Annotated in this window: 16 protein-coding genes; 5 read left to right on the top strand and 11 right to left on the bottom strand. The window is 62.4% G+C overall.

Going from position 1 to position 18,147, the window contains the following annotated elements; translation table 11 throughout:
- Positions 1-167 precede the first annotated feature (167 nt).
- The 3 genes from EAY64_RS16835 to EAY64_RS16825 all read right to left on the bottom strand — a co-directional run bounded on the left by EAY64_RS16835 (position 168) and on the right by EAY64_RS16825 (position 3,838).
- Positions 168-1,328: an acyl-CoA dehydrogenase family protein gene (locus tag EAY64_RS16835; RefSeq protein WP_103525899.1), complete on the bottom strand. Its 1,161-nt coding sequence runs from the start codon at positions 1,326-1,328 to the stop codon at positions 168-170.
- Between the two features lie 110 nt (positions 1,329-1,438).
- Positions 1,439-2,941, bottom strand: coding sequence for a CoA-acylating methylmalonate-semialdehyde dehydrogenase (locus EAY64_RS16830; RefSeq protein ID WP_103525898.1), 1,503 nt, complete (start codon positions 2,939-2,941; stop codon positions 1,439-1,441).
- Positions 2,942-2,986: 45 nt separating this feature from the next.
- The gene (locus EAY64_RS16825; protein ID WP_103525897.1) at positions 2,987-3,838 is read right to left on the bottom strand and encodes a 3-hydroxybutyryl-CoA dehydrogenase; all 852 of its coding nucleotides are present in this window, start codon (positions 3,836-3,838) and stop codon (positions 2,987-2,989) included.
- Between the two features lie 157 nt (positions 3,839-3,995).
- Between EAY64_RS16825 and EAY64_RS16820 the strand changes: the two genes are divergently transcribed.
- Both EAY64_RS16820 and EAY64_RS16815 read left to right on the top strand, forming a co-directional pair.
- Complete coding sequence (locus EAY64_RS16820; protein WP_103525896.1) at positions 3,996-4,379, top strand: MerR family transcriptional regulator; 384 nt, start codon at positions 3,996-3,998, stop codon at positions 4,377-4,379.
- A gap of 51 nt (positions 4,380-4,430) precedes the next feature.
- Entirely contained in the window at positions 4,431-5,618 is a 1,188-nt protein-coding gene (locus EAY64_RS16815; protein ID WP_103525895.1) for an acetyl-CoA C-acyltransferase, read from the top strand.
- A gap of 94 nt (positions 5,619-5,712) precedes the next feature.
- Here the strand turns inward: EAY64_RS16815 and EAY64_RS16810 are convergent, their stop codons facing one another.
- The 4 genes from EAY64_RS16810 to dsbD form a co-directional block, all read right to left on the bottom strand.
- Positions 5,713-6,135, bottom strand: coding sequence for a PH domain-containing protein (locus EAY64_RS16810; protein WP_158604716.1), 423 nt, complete (start codon positions 6,133-6,135; stop codon positions 5,713-5,715).
- Between the two features lie 33 nt (positions 6,136-6,168).
- Positions 6,169-7,287 (bottom strand): AI-2E family transporter, encoded by a 1,119-nt coding sequence (locus EAY64_RS16805; RefSeq protein ID WP_103525893.1) that lies wholly within the window; start codon positions 7,285-7,287, stop codon positions 6,169-6,171.
- A gap of 132 nt (positions 7,288-7,419) precedes the next feature.
- Positions 7,420-8,817, bottom strand: coding sequence for a methyl-accepting chemotaxis protein (locus EAY64_RS16800; protein WP_158604715.1), 1,398 nt, complete (start codon positions 8,815-8,817; stop codon positions 7,420-7,422).
- A gap of 278 nt (positions 8,818-9,095) precedes the next feature.
- On the bottom strand, positions 9,096-10,871 hold the full coding sequence (gene dsbD / locus EAY64_RS16795; RefSeq protein ID WP_103525891.1) for a protein-disulfide reductase DsbD: 1,776 nt from the start codon (positions 10,869-10,871) through the stop codon (positions 9,096-9,098).
- A 151-nt stretch (positions 10,872-11,022) separates the two neighbouring features.
- Here dsbD and EAY64_RS16790 point away from each other — a divergent pair, with 151 nt between their 5' ends.
- Together EAY64_RS16790 and EAY64_RS16785 are read left to right on the top strand one after the other, a co-directional pair.
- On the top strand, positions 11,023-11,820 hold the full coding sequence (locus tag EAY64_RS16790) for an alpha/beta fold hydrolase (RefSeq protein ID WP_103525890.1): 798 nt from the start codon (positions 11,023-11,025) through the stop codon (positions 11,818-11,820).
- Positions 11,821-12,044: 224 nt separating this feature from the next.
- Positions 12,045-12,710 (top strand): class I SAM-dependent methyltransferase, encoded by a 666-nt coding sequence (locus EAY64_RS16785; protein ID WP_103525889.1) that lies wholly within the window; start codon positions 12,045-12,047, stop codon positions 12,708-12,710.
- Here the strand turns inward: EAY64_RS16785 and EAY64_RS16780 are convergent.
- Genes EAY64_RS16780 through EAY64_RS16765 form a run of 4 tightly spaced genes read right to left on the bottom strand, consistent with a single transcriptional unit; the run spans position 12,707 to position 17,010 of the window.
- Positions 12,707-13,999, bottom strand: coding sequence for an MgtC/SapB family protein (locus EAY64_RS16780; RefSeq protein ID WP_103525888.1), 1,293 nt, complete (start codon positions 13,997-13,999; stop codon positions 12,707-12,709). The two genes, EAY64_RS16785 and EAY64_RS16780, sit on opposite strands and share 4 nt — an antisense overlap.
- A 21-nt stretch (positions 14,000-14,020) precedes the next feature.
- On the bottom strand, positions 14,021-15,874 hold the full coding sequence (gene dxs, locus EAY64_RS16775; RefSeq protein WP_103525887.1) for a 1-deoxy-D-xylulose-5-phosphate synthase: 1,854 nt from the start codon (positions 15,872-15,874) through the stop codon (positions 14,021-14,023).
- A 16-nt stretch (positions 15,875-15,890) separates the two neighbouring features.
- Entirely contained in the window at positions 15,891-16,787 is an 897-nt protein-coding gene (locus tag EAY64_RS16770) for a polyprenyl synthetase family protein (protein WP_103525886.1), read from the bottom strand.
- Positions 16,777-17,010, bottom strand: coding sequence for an exodeoxyribonuclease VII small subunit (locus tag EAY64_RS16765; RefSeq protein WP_059284794.1), 234 nt, complete (start codon positions 17,008-17,010; stop codon positions 16,777-16,779). Before EAY64_RS16765 ends, EAY64_RS16770 begins: the two co-directional genes overlap by 11 nt.
- Before the next feature lie 164 nt (positions 17,011-17,174).
- Here EAY64_RS16765 and EAY64_RS16760 point away from each other — a divergent pair, with 164 nt between their 5' ends.
- Complete coding sequence (locus tag EAY64_RS16760) at positions 17,175-18,008, top strand: SDR family oxidoreductase (protein ID WP_103525885.1); 834 nt, start codon at positions 17,175-17,177, stop codon at positions 18,006-18,008.
- The last annotated feature ends 139 nt before the right edge of the window (positions 18,009-18,147 follow it).

Raw genomic sequence — 18,147 nt, 5'->3', positions numbered from 1 at the left:
TGTCTGCGGCGGCGCGCCTTGGCCCGGGTTCTCTACGATGTTTTGTTAGCAGCTCTTAATACCTCGGTCCTGCCATCCGGCGGCAGGCTTGATGGGGTCGTGGCTGCGTCGTCAACATCAAGCCTGTATTGCAACATGCACCACACAAACAGGGTGCATAAGGGTTCTCAACGGAGGTTTTCCAGCGCGCCGTCCTTCAGCAGCTGCCGGGCGATTATCATGCGCATCACCTCGTTGGTGCCTTCCAGTATCTGGTGCACGCGGGCGTCGCGTACATGGCGTTCCAGCGGGAAGTCCTTCAGATAGCCATAGCCGCCAAACAGCTGCAAGGCATTATTGGCGACATTGAATGACAGATCGGTGGCAAAGCGCTTGGCCATGGCACAGTAGGCACTGGCGTCGGTGCTGCCGCTGTCCAGCTTGAACGCTGCCAGACGTACCATCTGGCGTGCGGCCACCAGCTCGGTCAGCATGTCGGCCAGGCGGAACTGCACGGTCTGGAAGTCGGCCAGCGGCTGGCCAAACTGTTGCCGCTCCTGCACATAGCGCTGGGCGGCATTCAGTGCGGCCTGGGCGGTGCCCACGGCGCAGGTGGCGATATTGATGCGGCCGCCATCCAGCCCCTTCATGGCATAGGCAAAGCCCATGCCTTCTTCGCCCAGCAGGTTGCCTGCCGGAATTTCGACATTGTCGAAGGTAATGGCGCGGGTAGGCTGGCTGTTCCAGCCCATTTTCTTTTCCTTCTTGCCGTACTGCACGCCGGGCGCATTGGCGGGTACCACAAAGGCCGACACGCCTTTGGGGCCGGGGCCGCCGGTGCGGGCCATTACCACCAGCACATCGGTACTGCCGGCGCCGGAGATGAACATCTTGCTGCCGTTCAGCACATAGACTTCGCCCTGTTTGTCGGCGCGGGTCTTGAGCGAGGCGGCATCGGAGCCGGCACCCGGCTCGGTCAGACAGTAGCTGCCCAAGAGCTCGCCGCTCACCATGCGCGGCACCCATTCCCCGGCCAGAGCCGGGCTGCCGAAGCTGGCAATCATCCAGCTCACCATATTGTGGATGGTGAGATAGGCGGCGGTGGAGGTGCAGCCTGCCGCCAGTTCTTCAAACACGATGGCCGCATCCAGCCGCGACAGGCCCAGCCCACCGTGGCTTTCCGGGGTGTACAGGCCAAGAAAGCCCATGTCGCCGGCTTCGCGGATGGTGGCGAGCGGAAAGGTTTCTTCCAGGTCCCATTCGGCGGCAAACGGTGCCAGACGGCTGACGGCAAAGTCGCGCGCGCTGTCCTGGAAGGCCAGTTGCTGTTCGTTGAGTGCAAAGTCCATGTCGGTTTCTCCTCTTGCAGCAGCCGGGCCGGTGGGGGAGGGCGGCCTGCTGCTGTCTTGTTTTATCTGACGTGAAGCGGTCTGCGTTTATCAGTTCATTTCTGCGCAGGTCAGCGCAGTGAAATGGTGGTGTGCACCTTGCCGCTGCTGGCCTCGTCGTCGAACCAGCGGCTGGTGACGGTTTTGGTCTGGGTATAAAACAGGATGACCTGCTTGCCGTAAGGGCCGAGGTCGCCCAGCTTGGAGCCGCGCGAGCCGGTAAAGCTGAACAGCGGCACCGGCACCGGAATCGGCACATTGATGCCGACCTGACCCACGTCGATGTCTTCCTGGAAGCGCCGTGCCGCAGCGCCGCTCTGGGTGAAGATGGCGGTGCCGTTGCCATTGGGGTTGGCATTGATGATGGCAATGGCCTCCTCCAGCGTGTCCACGGCCAGCAGGCAGAGTACCGGGCCGAAGATTTCCTGCTGGTAAATGGCCATGTCGGTGCTAACACCCGAGAAAATGCTGGGGCCGACAAAGTTGCCGTCCGGGTAGCCATCCACTTGCACTTCCCGGCCATCCAGCTCCAGCACCGCGCCTTCGGCCACGCCCTGATTGATCAGGCTGCTTACCCGTTCGCGGGCAGCGCAGGAAATCAGCGGGCCCAGGTCCGGGTTGTCCTTGCCTGCGCCCACGCGCAGGGACTTGGCCTTGGCCACCAGGTCTGGAATCCAGCTGCGTGCTTCACCCACCAGCACTGCCACGCTCAAGGCCATGCAGCGCTGGCCTGCCGCGCCGAATGCCGCGCCGGTCAGCTGGTTCAGCGCCTGTTCCTTGTTGGCATCCGGCAGCACGATGGCGTGGTTCTTGGCGCCCATCATGCATTGCACACGTTTGCCGGCCAGGCTGGCGCGGTGGTAAACGTGGGTGCCGACGCGGCTGGAGCCGACAAAGGAAATGGCCTTGATGTCCGGGTGGTCGCAAATGGCATTCACCACCGCTTCGCCGCCATGCACCACATTCAGCACCCCAGCCGGGATGCCAGCCTGCAAGGCCAGCTCCACCAGCCGCATGGTCACCATCGGGTCCTGTTCGGACGGTTTCAGCACAAAGGTATTGCCGGTGGCAATGGCCATCGGGAACATCCACAGCGGAATCATCGCCGGGAAGTTGAAGGGGGTGATGCCGGCACACACGCCCAGCGGCTGTTGCACGGTGTAGGTATCCACCCCGCCGGCCACGTTTTCGGCATATTCGCCCAGTTGCAGGTTGCCAATGCTGGCGGCGTGTTCCACCACTTCCAGCCCACGGAAGATATCGCCCTCGGCATCGGCCAGGGTTTTGCCCTGTTCCGCCGTCAGCAGGGCGGCCAGTTCCTTCATGTGCTCGCGAATCAGCTGCTGGTACTTGAGGAAAATCCGGGCGCGGCTGCCGATGGGGGTTTTCTTCCAGCTGGCAAAGGCGGTTTTGGCGCTGGCTACCGCGGCCTCGACCTCCCCTGCGGTGGCCATGGGGACCCGTGCCAGCACTTCTTGCGTGGCCGGGTTGATGATGTCGCGCCACTGTTGACTGTGCGATTCGACGAATTCACCGTTGATCAACAGCTTGACGCTGGGAACAGCCTGTTTCATCTGCAACTCTCCTGTGCTTGGCGGCTTGTGTGCCGTCTTGGTATGTCAGTCGTAGTGATAAAAACCCTTGCCGCTCTTGCGACCCAGCTGGCCGGCCGCCACCAGCTGTGCCAGCAGCGGGCAGGCGCGGTATTTGCTGTCACGGAATTCGGTATAAAGGATGTCCATGATGGACAGGCAGGTGTCGAGGCCAATCAGGTCGGCCAGCGCCAAAGGGCCGATGGGGTGGTTCATGCCCAGTTTCATCACGGTGTCGATGTCTTCCGCCGTGGCCAGGTTTTCGAACAGGGCAAAAGCGGCTTCGTTGATCATCGGCATCAGGATGCGGTTGGAAACAAAGCCCGGGCCGTCTTTTACCGTCACCGGGGTTTTGCCCAGTGCCACCGCCAGCTCGAATACCTTCTGGTAGGTGTGGTCGGCGGTCTGGATGGCGCGGATGATTTCCACCAGCTGCATCAGTGGCACCGGGTTCATGAAGTGCATGCCCACCACCCGTTCTGGCTGCGGCACCCAGGCGGCAATGCGGGTGAGCGAGATGGACGAGGTGTTGGAGGCCAGAATGGCATCTGCGCGCACGATATTGCCCAGCTCGCGGAAGATGGACTCCTTGATCGCCGGGTTTTCGGTGGCGGCTTCCACCACCAGGTCGCGGTCGGCCAGCTCGGCCAGCCGGGTGGTGGGGTGGATGCGCGTCAGGATGCCGGCGATGTCCGCTTCGGCAATGCTGCCTTTCTTGGCCATGCGGCTGAGGCTGTTGTGGATGGCGGCCAGCCCCTTGTGCAGGGCGGGCTCACTGACGTCGGCCAGTTTCACGTCAAAGCCATGCATGGCGAAAACCTGGGCAATGCCGTTGCCCATGGTGCCGGCACCGACGACGGCGATGTTGAGGATGCTCATCTGTGCTTCTCCTGCGTTGTTTTTATCACAATAACTTGACGTTTACGTCAACGTCAATCAACAATCAGCCATCAGGGAAGAGAAAGCAGGGCAGTGGCGCAATCCGCCCTTGTCCATGGCTTTATGCAGGGCCAAAACAACAACAGGGAGCAGGGTCATGGCTGAACAGACCTTTACCATCAGCGAGCTGGCGCGTGAGTTTGATGTCACCACGCGCACCATCCGCTTTTACGAAGACCAGAGCTTGCTTGAGCCAGCGCGGGAAGGGCAGCGCCGCATTTACAGCCGGCGCGACCGGGTAAGGCTGATGCTGATTTTGCGTGGCAAGCGCATCGGCCTGTCCTTGCTGGAAATCCGCGAGCTGTTTGATTTGTACGACGCTGCCAGCAACGACGAGCCGCAGCTGCGCGAATTCATCCGCATTCTCAGCCGTAAGGAACAGCAATTACAGGAACAGCTGGATGACATCAGGGTGGTGCTGGGCGAGATCGGCCAGATCCGCAGCCAGTGCGAAAAAGCACTGGGCAAACAGGCAGTTTGAAGACAGAAGACATTAGCCGGGCAAGCAAGCCATTCAGGAAGGAAAACGCAAATGCAACAGCAAGAATCGATTGTCATTGTGGGCATGGCCCGTACCGCCATGGGCGGCTTTCAGGGCATGTTTGCCGGACAGACCGCCAGCCAGCTGGGCGCCGCCGCCATTCGCGCGGCAGTGGAGCGTGCCGGCGTGCCGGCAACGGATGTCGATGAAGTCATCATGGGCTGCGTGCTGCCCGCCGGCCAGGGCCAGGCTCCGGCCCGCCAGGCCGCGCTGGGTGCCGGCCTGCCGCTGGCGGCTGGCTGCACCACCATCAACAAGATGTGCGGCTCCGGCATGAAAGCCGCCATGCTGGCGCACGATCTGCTGCTGGCCGGTTCGGCCAGCGTGATGGTGGCTGGTGGCATGGAGAGCATGAGCAATTCGCCCTATCTGATTCCCAAGGCACGTGGCGGCCTGCGGCTGGGGCATGGCGAGATCAAGGACCATATGTTTCTGGACGGGCTGGAAGATGCCTACGACAAGGGCAAGCTGATGGGGGTGTTTGCCGAAAACTGTGCTGGCGAGTATGGCTTCAGCCGCGAGGCGCAGGACGCCTTTGCCATCGCCTCGCTTACCCGTGCGCAGGAGGCGATTGCCGCCGGGCGCTTCCGTGAGGAAATTACCCCGGTGGTGGTGACGGGCAAAACCGGCGAGCAGGCGCTGGATATCGACGAGCAGCCGCTCAAGGCCCGCCTCGACAAGATTGCCAGCCTCAAGCCGGCGTTCAGCAAGGACGGCACGGTGACCGCAGCCAATTCCAGCTCCATTTCCGATGGCGCGGCGGCGCTGGTGTTGATGACCGCCAGCGAAGCGGCGCGGCGCGGCCTCAAACCGCTGGCGCGGCTGCTGGCCCATGCTACCCATGCGCAGGAACCGGGGCTGTTTACCACTGCGCCGGTGGGGGCCATCCGCAAGCTGCTGGCCAAGACCGGCTGGACGGTGGGCGATGTCGACCTGTTTGAAATCAACGAAGCCTTTGCCGTGGTCACCATGGTGGCCATGCATGATCTGCAACTACCGCATGCCAAGGTGAATGTGCATGGTGGGGCCTGTGCGCTGGGCCACCCCATCGGCGCATCCGGAGCGCGGGTGATGGTGACGTTGCTGTCGGCTCTGCGTCAGCATGGTGGCAAGCGCGGTGTGGCCAGCCTGTGCATTGGTGGTGGCGAGGCTACGGCGGTGGCGCTGGAACTGCTGTAAGGCTGGATGGTGTGCTGTCAGCCCGTGCCTGATGACCGGGCTGACTACTGTCATGGACCGCTGCGGTGTGCTGGCCATGTCAGACCACGCAGAGTCAGTTTTCTGCTGGGGAAGTTTGCGATCTCAGCGTGTCCAGTCTTTGCATGAACAAAGTCTGGTCTAGCGGGGAAATCAGGATGCTTTTGGCCTGACCATCCTGGGAATAGCGAATCAGCAGCCGGTCTAGCGATAGCGCAGGTGCCGAGGCCATGTCCCGGCTTGGCGTGACGCTTTTGATGGCAGAGAGCGGGATGTTCCAGCGGAACAAGCCACTGCGCACCATCAGGCTATGCTTATCCAGCGTGTATTGGGTATTGCTAAGCGGATACCACAGCAACAGCAGCAGCGGTATGCCGCTCAGCAGGATGCCCAGAATTTTTCCTGTATCAGCCAGCGGAGCACAAGTCGCAGCCACCACTACCATGGCCGTGGCTATTACGGCTACCGCCACCAGCCACAGGTCGATTTTGGATGTCATGACCAAGGTTTGCATGGCATGCCTTTGCGCGTTTCAGGACTGACGCTCTTCTTGTACAACATCGCATGGGGGCTCGGACTCTTCGGCATGCTCCGGGTAATTCTCCGGACGCAGCCAGTGCTGGAACAAGGTAAAGCCCACGGCCAGCAGGGTGGGGCCGATGAACAGGCCCAGCAGGCCCCAGGCCAGCAAGCCGCCGATCACCCCCATGAAAATGATGGACAGCGGCATTTGCGCCCCCTGGCTGATCAGCAGCGGCTTGAGCACATTGTCGATGGTGTTGACCAGCAGGAAACCCCATACCAGCAGGAAGATGCCCAGCCCGGTCTGGCCAGTGTAGAACACCCACAGCGCAGCCGGCAGCCAGATCAGCAGGGTAGGCAACTGCGCCACGGCCACGATGAAGCAGAGAAACCCCAGTACCAGCGCACCGGGCACCCCGGCAATCAGCAGGCCGATCACGCACAGCACGGTCTGCGCCAGGGCGGTGCCCACCACGCCGGTGGTGACGCTGCGGATGGTGCGGGCGATGACTTCCGGCAGCTCGTCCGCGGTGGCACCGCCCAGCTTGCTGATGGCCAGTTCGGCCCCGTCCCACAGCTTGTCGCCATTGATCAGCAACAGGCCGGCAATGACGATGGCCAGCACGATTTCCAGCATGCTGAGGCTGGCCGAGGCGCCGCCCTCCAGCGCCCACAGCGCCGCCTTGTTGATGGCCGGACGGATTTTTTCGATGAAACCGGGCAGGTCGGCCTGCACGCTCAGCCAGAACTTGTGCAGGCTGTCGCCGGCCAGCGGCAGGGTGCTGACCCAGTTTGGCGCATCCGGCAGATGAAAGCTGGTGAGATCACGCGACATATTGGTGAGCTGCGGGATGGTATCGGCCAGCGTCAGCGCCATCAGCCCGATGGGAATGGCCAGGGTCAGCGACAGTCCGCCGACAATCAGGATGGCGGCCAGCTTGGCGCGACCATTCAGGCGCAGGCGCAGGCGGGTAAACAGCGGCCAGGCCGAGATGGCGATGATGGCGGCCCAGGTCAGTGCTCCCAGAAAGGGCTGGATCACCTTGATGCAGGACAGGATGAGCAGGCCCATCACGGCGATGCGCAATACGGCCATCACACTGATGCTGGGGAAGGGTTTGGGCGTCATGAGGAAATCCGGAGTCTGAGTAAAAAAAGCAGGCACAAGGCCTGCCCGTTGGTGTGACACGTTAATGGATCAACCTGAGGACTTCAAGCCAGCGCCACCCGGAAAACCATGTTCCTGGCCTGCAAGGCCCGTTCATCTCACCTTGACCATGATGCGCAGCACGCCCCACTGCCTGCCCTGCACCATGATGGGGGCCGAATAGTTCTTCATCAGGTCAAAGCGGCCACCACCCATATTGCGGCGGTAGGTTTGTACCAGGAAGGGCTTCTTGGTTTTCATCTGGTTGAGCGAGGTGCGGTCCAGCTGACGTGTTCTGGCGCGGGAGTTGGCCGCATTCCATACCGGGTCATCGGTGGGTGGTTTGGCAAATTCCCGGTTGATGATCGGATAGTAATTGTTCATGTCGCCCGGTGTGCAGGCGATGATATCGGGCGAGGTGTCGACTATCTGGTCACACAAAGACGCCAGATGGCGGGCGCAGAACTCGGTGTGGCGCGTCAGGTAATGCGGAGGGGTGATATCCGGCAGTTGCTGGTACTGGGTGTCGAACAGATCATTGATGGAAATGTCGCCGCGTTTTACCGCGTCTTCAAACAGTGTGGACACCTGCTTGGCCGCCGCCACGATTTTCTCGATAAACGGCGTGTCCACCGTTTTGATACCGGCTTCGGAAGTCAGCGACACCAGATCTTCGCTCATGTTCAACAGGGAGCCAGTATGGCCCTTGATGACTTCGATATCCTTCAGCGATTCCCGGGTGGTTTCTGCCACAAGCCGGATTTCTTCTTCGATCTGCCGGCAGTGTTCGCGGTTGCCTACCGCCTCTTCCACAATCCCGGCCACCGATTGCTTGACCTGGGCCAGGTCCTTGCTGATCTGGTCAATGCGGGTAACGGCAGAGCCAATCTCGCCAGTGCCGGAGCGTGCTGCCTGCGCCACTTGCGAGGCGGAGCGACTGTTGGCGATCAGCGAATCCACCTGGCTGCTGAGCGCACTGAGCGTGGCCTGAATCATTTGCACCGCGCCTTCGGTCTGGGCGGAAAGGTTCTTGACGTTGTCGGCCACCACGGCAAAACCACGGCCGGCTTCCCCGGCGCGTGCGGCTTCGATGGAGGCATTCAGCGCCAGCAGATTGGTCTGTTTGGCGACATCGTTGACCGTTTTGGAAACCTGGGAGACATGTTCCAGCGAGGTGAGGATTTCCGGCAGCTTGGCTTCGATCTGGCCCACACCGTCAACCAGCTCAAGAATGGCATCCAGTGCCACTTTGACCGTGGCGCGGGTTTCTTCCATGCAGCTGGCGGCTTCGCTGGCATTTTTATGGGTGGATTCGGCGGCATTGCCGATACGGGTGTTGGCACCGGACAGGGAATGTACCGCCTCGACCATCGAAGCCATTTTCTCCGTACGGCTGGTGGCCCGCTCATGCACCGTGTCCACCCGGCCATCTATTTCCACCGATTCAATGCCCAGCCGGCCAACGCGCTCGGCCAGCGCGGTGACGGTACGGCGCAAGGTATCCTCTGACACGGCATCTTGTGGCCCGGTCGCTGCTGCCTGATCAGTCTTAGCCCAAAACATGAGACCCATCACTCTCCCCCCAACATTCATCTGCGGTTTCATTAGCGGCGCACACCCTGCGGGTATGGCCTGTCAGTACGGCCCGATATTTGCACTGCACCAAGCAAGCAACATGCCATGCAGGACAGGGTCCGCCCGCACGCGGTTCAGGCCCTGCCCATGCTGATCCTCGATATTAGCGATAAGGCTGACAAATTTTAATGACGTTTGGGTTACTGCGGGATGGTTTACAGTTGGCGGGCAAAATCGGCAGCCGGGGTAAAGCCGATCACCCGGCCTTTTTCCTGACCTGACGGGTCAAACAGGATGATGCCGGGCGGGCCATACAGGCCAAAACGTTTGAGCAGGGCCTGATGGGCCGGCAGGTTGGCGGTGACATCGGCACGCAACAGCACATAGCTTTGCAGCTTGGCTGCCACCGCAGGGGCGGGGAAGGTGTCGCTTTCCATTTCCTTGCACGACACGCACCAGTCGGCATAGAAATCCAGCAATAGCGGTTTGCCCTGGGCACGGGCCTCGGCCAGCGCGGCATCCAGGCCGGCGCTGTCGTTGACCGGACCAAAATGCATGGACTGGCTGACGCCGGCCTGAGCCTTGTTGCCGGCCAACCATTTCAACGGATAGCGTGGATCGGATTCGCCTGCCAGCGCACCGGCCAGCTGGGCCGCACCCACCAGAAACAGCAGCAGCCCCAGCCCCTTGCCCAGCTTGTGGCTGATATGGGCATTGCCGGGCAGGGTTTCGAATGCCTTGAGAAACACCGCGCAGCCCACGCACAGCGCAGCCCACAGCAGCAGCACCAGGCTGGCCGGCAGGAAGGGGCTGGCCATCCAGATGGCGAGGCCCAGCATCAGCACGCCGAAACTGGCCTTGACTGCTTTCATCCAGCTGCCGGCACGCGGCAGCACATGGCCACCAAAGGTGCCGATCAGCAGCAAGGGCAGGCCCAGCCCCAGTGCCATGGCATACAGCGCCGCACCGCCCAGCACGGCATCGCCGGTGCTGCCGATATAGCCCAGCGCCAGCGCCAGTGGCGGAGCGACACAGGGGCCGATGATCAGCGCGGACAGCACCCCCATGCCGAATACCGTGGCCAGCTTGCCGCCGGACAGGCGATTGGAGGCATCGGCCAGCCGCGACTGCAGCGCCGATGGCAACTGGATGGTGTACAGATCAAACATCGACAGCGCAAACACCACCATCAGCACGCTGGCCGACAGGATGACTGCCGGCTGCTGCAGCCAGACGGTGAGCAGCGAGCCAGTCAGCCCGGCAATCACGCCGATGACGGTATAGCTGAGCGCCAGGCCCTGCACATAAGTCAGCGACAGCCAGAAGCCGCGCCGGCGGGTAATGTGCTGGCCTTCGCCGGCAATCAGCGAAGAAACAATGGGTAGCAGCGGATACATGCAGGCGGTGAAGGCCATGCCCAAGCCGGCCAGCAAAAAGCTGCCCAGCGTGGCCAGCCAGCCCTTGGCCGCCAGATTGCCGCTGCTACCCGCCGGCTTTCCCGGCGTGGCATCCGCCAGCCAGTCGCCTCCGTTCTGCGCGCTGCCGTAGCTGTCGATATTCAGATGATGGGTATAAGGCGGGTAGCACACGCCAGCGGTGGAGCAGCCTTGCAGTTTGACATTCAGCTGGAAGCGCGCCGGCGCGCCGGCAGTCAGCGGCAGCTTGATCAGCTGCTTGCCCAGGTAGATCACCTGCTTGCCAAAAAAGGGATCGTGCTTTTCCTTGCCCACCGGCAGTTGCGGCTGACCGGTAAGGCCCGCCGGTTCGGTGCTGAAGGAGATCCGGTCGCGGTAGACATAATAGTTGTCGGCCACAGTCAGTTGCAGCAGCAAGTGGTCGGCCTGGCGCTCCACGCTGACGGCAAAGGCTTTTTCCGGAGGCAGCAGGTCTTCCTGGTTGATCGCCAGCGCTGGCAGGCTGCTGCCAAGCAGGCTTATCAGGGCCAGCAGGCGCAGCAAGGGAGAAAACAGGCGTAACAGAGACTGGGGCATGGCGGCGTTCAGTTTGGTAGAGCAAGGGTTGACCAGCAGGCAGCTGCCGGGTTCCTGCCGCCCCGTGGCAAGTTGCGCACACGGGCGGGACAGCCGCCATTTTACGGTAGTATCGACCCACAACAACACAATATGGGCGAAACATCACATCATGCGGGACATCATTCATTTTGCGCATGCCAATAGTTTTCCGGCCACGGTCTATGGCAAGCTGCTGGGAGCGTTGGCCACCGACTACGAGCTGGGCTGGCAGGATACCATCGGCCATGATCCACGCTTTCCAGTCAGCGATTGCTGGCCGAATCTGGTGGAGGAGCTCATCCAGCACATCGGGCAGCATTATGCCACGCCGATTATCGGCGTCGGCCATTCGCTGGGCGGTTTCCTGCTGTTTTACGCGGCGCTCAGGCGGCCGGAACTGTTCAAGGCCCTGGTGATTCTGGATTCGCCGCTGATGGGGCCGCGCCGCTCGCTGGGCATCTGGCTGGCCAAGAAACTGGGCTTTATCGACCGTGTCACGCCAGGTGGCAACACCCTGCGCCGGCGTGATAACTGGGCCAGCGTGGACATGGTGCAGGACTACTTTGCCCGCAAGCCGGCTTTCGCCCGGTTTGATCCGGACTGCCTGGCCGATTATGCCCGGCATGGCACGGTGGACAATGGCCAGGGTGGCCGTCAGCTGAAGTTTCGTCCGCAGATCGAACATCAGATCTACTGCGGCCTGCCGCATGATTTTCCGCGCCATCGTGGCCGGCTTACGGTGCCGACGGCCTTTATTGCCGGGACACAATCCGATGTGGTGCGTGCGGCGGACATCCGCTTCATGCAGCAGCATTTCGCCATGCAGCTGCACCAGCAGCAAGGCAGCCACCTGTTTCCGCTGGAACATCCACTGCAAACCGCCGCCACCATCCACCATGCGCTGGTGCAGCTGTTGCCGGCGGGCTGAGCCTTGCCGCCGTATTGTTGCAGCACACAAAAATGAGCAGGCGGACAGGGCAGATGTTACCCTGAACACGGTTTTAACCGCGCAGCCACGACGGGGGCGCGGTGTCCGACTGCCTTTTCGTCCCCGCATGCCCCTTGCCTGAGAGATTCCGGAAGCGACTGCCCGTTCGATCAGAACGTTTCCCGCAGTGCAATCCAGTTTCCTTCCTGTAAAGGCGTCCCGGCATGCCCGGCTATCTGACCAAGCAGCAAACGGTGTCCGTTGGCGGCACCGATTATCATATTCGTTCCCTGCTGGACTCCCAGCAATATGCCGACCCGCTGGGCGAGGCCGAGCAGCGCGGCATTTCGCCGGCCAGCTGGTCCTTGTTCGGCCTGTTGTGGCCATCAGCCCGCGTACTGGCCCTACTGATGAGCAGCGAGCCGCTGGCCGGCCTGCGCATTCTGGAAATCGGCGCTGGCCTGGCGCTGGCCAGCATGGTGGTACACCGCCGCGACGGCGATGTCACCGTTACCGACTGGCATCCGCGCAGCCCGGATTTTCTGCGGGAAAACCTGCTGCTGAATGATTTGTCACCACTGGAATACCAGGCGGGTGACTGGGGTGGCAGCAATCCGGCACTGGGACGCTTTGACCTGATCATCGGCAGCGACGTGCTGTACGAACGCCAGCAGCCGGGCCAGCTGGCACACTTTATCGACAGCCACGCCAATACTGCGGCCGAGGTCATCATCGTCGACCCTGACCGTGGCAACCGCGCCGGTTTCTGCCGCGAAATGGCGGCGCTGGGCTATGGCTTTGACAGCCAGCGTGCGCCAGGCAAGATGGAAAGCGGCGAGGCTTACAAAGGCTGCATCGTGCGCCTGTCGCGCCAGCGCATGGCGGCCTAACTGCCCCAGCCAAGCACCAGCAGCCCGGCCAGCATGCCGGCGCTGGCGGCCAGCAGGGTGGGCAGGCAGCGCCGGGCCAGCGTGGCACCGCCCAGGCTGGCGATCAGGCCAAACTTGAAGGTGTTGTTGGCGGTAATGGCCAGCACCAGCGTGGTGGCCACCTGCTGGCCATCCAGGCGGTGTTCGCCGAACAGGTTGAAGGCGGTGAGCGAGATGGCATCCACATCGTTCAGGCCGGAAATCAGCGCCACCACGTACACGCCCTTGCTGCCGAATTCGGCATTCAGCCAGGCGGCGCAGAACATCACCAGTGCAAACATGGCACCAAAACCCAGCGCCAGCTTCATTTCGGACGGGTTGCTCAGGCGTAGGTCCGGCTGTTGCTGCTCGCTCTGACGACGCTTCAGTTGCAGCAGGGCGCAGGCCAGTCCGCACAGCAGGCCGGGCAGCAGTACCCACAGCACGGCTGGCAGTACGCTGGTTTGCACCACGGCGGCCAGCAGCAGCAGCCGCACGAACAGCACCAGATTGGCCAGCAGGATGACAGCAGTAGCCAGCTGGATGGACTGCGGATTGGCACGCGCCTCGCGGGCGTAGATCAGGCTGGTGGCGGTGGAAGATACCAGGCCGCCCAGGATGCCCAGCAGCGGGCCGCCCACTTTCTGTCCCAGTAGCTTCACCGCCAGGTAGCCGGACAGGCTGATGCCGACAATCAGCGTCACCATCAGCCATACCTGATGCGGATTGACTGCCTGATAGGGGCCGAAGGTGCGGTTGGGTAGCAGCGGCAACACGATGAAAGACAGGGCGGCAAACTGCAGCAGCGACAGCAGGTCGCGCCGTTCCAGCTTGTGGGTGAGGCCGGTGAGTTCCGGCTTCAGATAGAGCAGGCCGGTGGTGACGATGCCGACTGCCACGGCCACCCCGCCAAAGCCATGCCATACCAGGGCACCCAGGCAATACATCACCAGCAGTGAGGCCACCGTGGTGGTGCGCGGCTCGGTTTTGTCCGGTTCGCCACTGCGTTCGGGCAGGAAGCCAAAGCTGGCCACGGCCAGCAAACCTACGGTTTGCAGCAGCACGCCATGGCTGGGGGCGTCCAGCATGGCGGTCAGCGTGCCGAGGATGGACGTGAGCGGAAAGGTGCGGATGCCGGCCAGCGTGTGGTGCTTGCGTTCGCGTTCCACCCCCATCAGCAGCCCGATGGCCAGGCTGGTGACAAACAGCGGCAGCGCCTCGAACGGGCTGCCCTTGAGATTCAGCCATGCTGCCAGATCAATACCGCCCATGACTGCCTCTCCTTGCTGTTGTTATTGTTGCGGCAGCCAGTGGCGAATGCTGGCTTCGATGCCGGCAGCATTCAGGCCGCAGTCGGCCAGCAAGACTGCCGGGTCGCCATGTTCGACATAGTCGTCCGGCAGGCCCAGTTGCAGCAGCGGGCGCTGCAGGCCCATGGCATGCAGCGCTTCGCCACAGGCTGATCCGGCTCCGCCCATGATGACGTTTTCTTCCACGGTGACCAGGTAATCGTGCTGCTCGGCCAGTTGGCGGATCAGTGCGGTGTCCAGCGGCTTGACGAAGCGCATGTCGGCTACCGAGGCATCCAGCGCCTCGGCGGCGGCCAGCGCCGGGGTCACCATGCTGCCGAAGGCCAGTATCGCTACCTTGCCCTGGCCGCTACGGCGCAGCACGCCCTTGCCCACAGGCAGCGCGCTCATTTCCTGCTGGATTTCCACGCCGGGGCCCACGCCACGCGGGTAGCGCACGGCGCTGGGGCTATCCAGCTGGAAGGCGGTATACAGCAGCTGGCGGCATTCGTTTTCGTCAGACGGGGTGATTACCGTCATATTGGGAATGCAGCGCAGGAAAGAGATGTCGAATGCCCCGGCGTGGGTGGGGCCATCCGCTCCCACCAGGCCGGCACGGTCGATGGCAAACAGTACCGGCAGGTTCTGCAGTGCCACGTCGTGGATCAACTGGTCGTAGCCGCGCTGCAGGAAGGTGGAGTAGATCGCCACCACCGGCTTGGCGCCGTCACAGGCGAGGCCGGCGGCAAAGGTCACGGCATGCTGCTCGGCAATCGCCACGTCGAAGTAGCGGTCCGGGTGTTCCTTCTCGAAACGCACCAGGCCGGAGCCTTCACGCATGGCCGGGGTGATGCCCACCAGGCGCGCATCCAGCTTGGCCATATCGCAAATCCAGTCGCCAAACACCTGGGTGTATTGCGGCTTGCCACCACTCTTGCCACCAGCCAGGCCGTTGGCCGGGTCGAACTTGGTGACGCCGTGGTATTTCACCGGGTCGTTCTCGGCCAGCTTGTAGCCGTGGCCCTTCTTGGTGACGATATGCAGGAACTGCGGCCCTTTCAGGCTGCGGATGTTCTTGAGGGTGTCCACCAGTACATCGATATCGTGGCCGTCTATGGGCCCGATATAGTTGAAGCCGAACTCCTCGAACAGGGTGCCGGGGGTGAAGAAGCCCTTGACGTGTTCTTCCACCTTGCTGGCGATTTCCTTCAGCGGCGGGGCAATGCCCAGCACCTTGCTGGAGCCTTCGCGCATGGCCGCATAAAAGCGGCCGGACATCAGCTTGGCCAGATAATTGTTGAGCGCGCCGACATTGGGCGAAATCGACATGTCGTTGTCGTTCAGCACCACCAGCAAGTCGGTATCCATCGCCCCGGCATTGTTCAGTGCCTCGAACGCCTGGCCGGCCGTCATGGCGCCGTCACCGATGATGGCCACGCACTTGCGCTCCAGCCCCTGCAGCTTGGAAGCCACCGCCATGCCGAGTGCGGCACCGATGGAGGTGGAGGAGTGGCCGACGCCAAAGGTGTCGTAGGGCGATTCCTCGCGCTTGGGGAAACCGGCCAGTCCGCCTTGCTGGCGCATGCTGCCCATGCGGTCACGGCGGCCAGTCAAAATCTTGTGCGGATAAGTCTGGTGGCCCACGTCCCACACCAGCCGGTCGTCCGGGGTGTTGAACACGTAGTGCAGGGCGATGGTCAGTTCGATGCTGCCCAGGTTGGAGGCAAAGTGGCCACCGGTCTTGCTGACCGTGTCGACCAGGAATTCGCGCAGTTCCGTGGCCAGTTGCGGCAGTTGCTGGCGGCTGAGCGCGCGCAGGTCGGAGGGCAGGTGGATGGTGTCGAGCAGCGGGGTCATTGTTGTTCTTCTGCGGTTAAAACGAGCGGGCTACGATATAGTCGGCCAGTTGTTTCAGACGGTCGGCATCCGCGCCGAAGCCATCCAGTGCGGCAAAGGCTTCGGCACACAGTTCGCGGGCGAATTGCTTGGCTTCGGCCAGCCCCATCAGGCTGACATAGGTCGGTTTGTCATTGGCGGCATCCTTGCCGGCAGTCTTGCCCAGCGTGGCGGTATCGGCTTCGCAGTCCAGTACGTCGTCCACCACCTGGAAGGCCAGGCCAATGCGTTTGGCGAAGATGTCCAGCTGTTCGATCTGGGCGGCGGACAGCGGCTTGCCGGCTTGCGCCCCCAGCATCACCGCCGCGCGGATCAGCGCGCCGGTTTTCAGCATGTGCATGAACTCCAGCTCGGGCAGGTTCAGCTGCTGGCCGACGCTGGCCAGGTCGATGGCCTGGCCGCCAGCCATGCCGGCATGGCCGGAAGCGCGTGCCAGCGTCTGGCACAGGCTGAGCTGGGTCGCCGGGCTGACACCCTGCATCGGGGTGGCGATCAGCTCGAAAGCCAGCGTTTGCAGCGCATCACCCACCAGCAGGGCGGTGGCCTCGTCAAAAGCCACATGACAGGTGGGCTTGCCACGGCGCAGCACATCGTCGTCCATGCAGGGCAGGTCGTCGTGCACCAGCGAATAGGCGTGGATCATTTCTACTGCGGCAGCGGCGCGGGCCAGGTTCTCGGTACTGGCACCGCTCAGTTCGCCAGCAGCAAATACCAGCAGCGGGCGCACCCGTTTGCCGCCTTGCAGCGTGACATAGCGCATGGCTTCATGCAGGCGTTGCGGCAGGCTGTCGGCGGAGGGCAGAAAACGCTCCAGCGCGGTTTCCATGGTTTGCTGGATCTGCGTCATCCAGCCGATGAAGGATTCATTGGCCATTGCTGAGGTCCAGCGGTTTGAGTTCGTCGTTTTCCAAAATTTTCAGCTGCTGCTCGGCGTCGGACAATTTGCCCTGACAGAACTTGATCAGCTCGATGCCTTGCTTGTACGAGGTGAGCGCAGACTCCAGCGGCAGGTCGCCGCCTTCCATCGCCTGGATGATGTCCTCCAGCTGGGCCAGCGCGGTTTCAAAGCTGGCCGGGGCTTTGGCGGATTTCGCCATGGCGTTTTCCTTGTTGCAAAATCAGGTAGTCGGCCATTTTATTCCATTTCTCCGGCAACACGATAACTTTGTCAGGCGCGAGCGCGGCGGTGAAAGCGCTTTAGCAATGCCGGGTGGATGGTGTAGGGTGCCGGCTGTCTGTCTGAACATGAAAAGGAATTCCGGTGCACGCCCACCCCTGCATTCTGATTACCGGCTGCTCCAGCGGTATTGGTTACCACACGGCAAAACTGTTGCAGCAGCGCGGCTGGCGGGTGTTTGCCAGCTGCCGCAGTGGCGACGATGTGGCCCGGCTGCAAGCCGAAGGGCTGGAGAGCCTGCCACTGGATGTGACTGACAGCGAGTCCATTCGCCAGGGCTTGGCCGAGGTATTGCGCCGCAGCGGTGGCCGGCTGGATGCGCTGTTCAATAATGCAGGCTTTGGCCAGCCGGGCGCAGTGGAAGACATCAGCCGCCAGGCCATGCGCGAACAGTTCGAAACCAATCTGTTCGGGCCGTGGGAGCTGACCAACGCCGTGCTGCCGGTCATGCGCGCCCAGGGCCATGGCCGCATCATCTATAACAGCTCCATTCTGGGTTTCGCCGCCATGCGCTGGCGCGGCGCCTACAACGCCAGCAAGTTCGCCATGGAGGGCATGTGCGACACCCTGCGCCAGGAGCTGCACGGCACGGGTATCTTTGTGTCGCTGGTGGAGCCGGGGCCGATTGAAAGCCGCTTCCGCCCCAATGCCCTGCAACGCTTCCTGAAAAATGTCGATGTGGCGGGCAGTGTGCATCGCGAGGAATACCAAGGCCAGTTGGTGCGGCTGAAAAAAGAAGGCCACGCCGCGCCCTTTACCCTGCCGGCCACGGCGGTTGCCGAGGCGGTGTGGCGTGCCATTACCGCTGCACGCCCGGCCGCGCGTTACCGTGTGACCACGCCGACCAAGCTGTTCTGGTTCTTGCGCCGGGTGTTGTCGACGCGGGCTTTCGACTGGGCGCTACGCAAGGCGGTGTAACGGCGGGCGGCCATCTGGTGGCCTCTGCCAGCGCTTGCATCAGTGTGGTGCTGCACTAAACGGGCTGAGCTTGAGTCTGCTGGCACGGATGATGTTTGACCTGCCGCTTCCGCGCGGCGGACGGGAAAGAGGGCTTGCC

The sequence above is a fragment of the Aquitalea palustris genome (assembly GCF_003693445.1).
Classification (GTDB): Bacteria; Pseudomonadota; Gammaproteobacteria; order Burkholderiales; family Chromobacteriaceae; genus Aquitalea; species Aquitalea palustris.
This window is presented reverse-complemented; position numbering and strand designations above follow the sequence as displayed.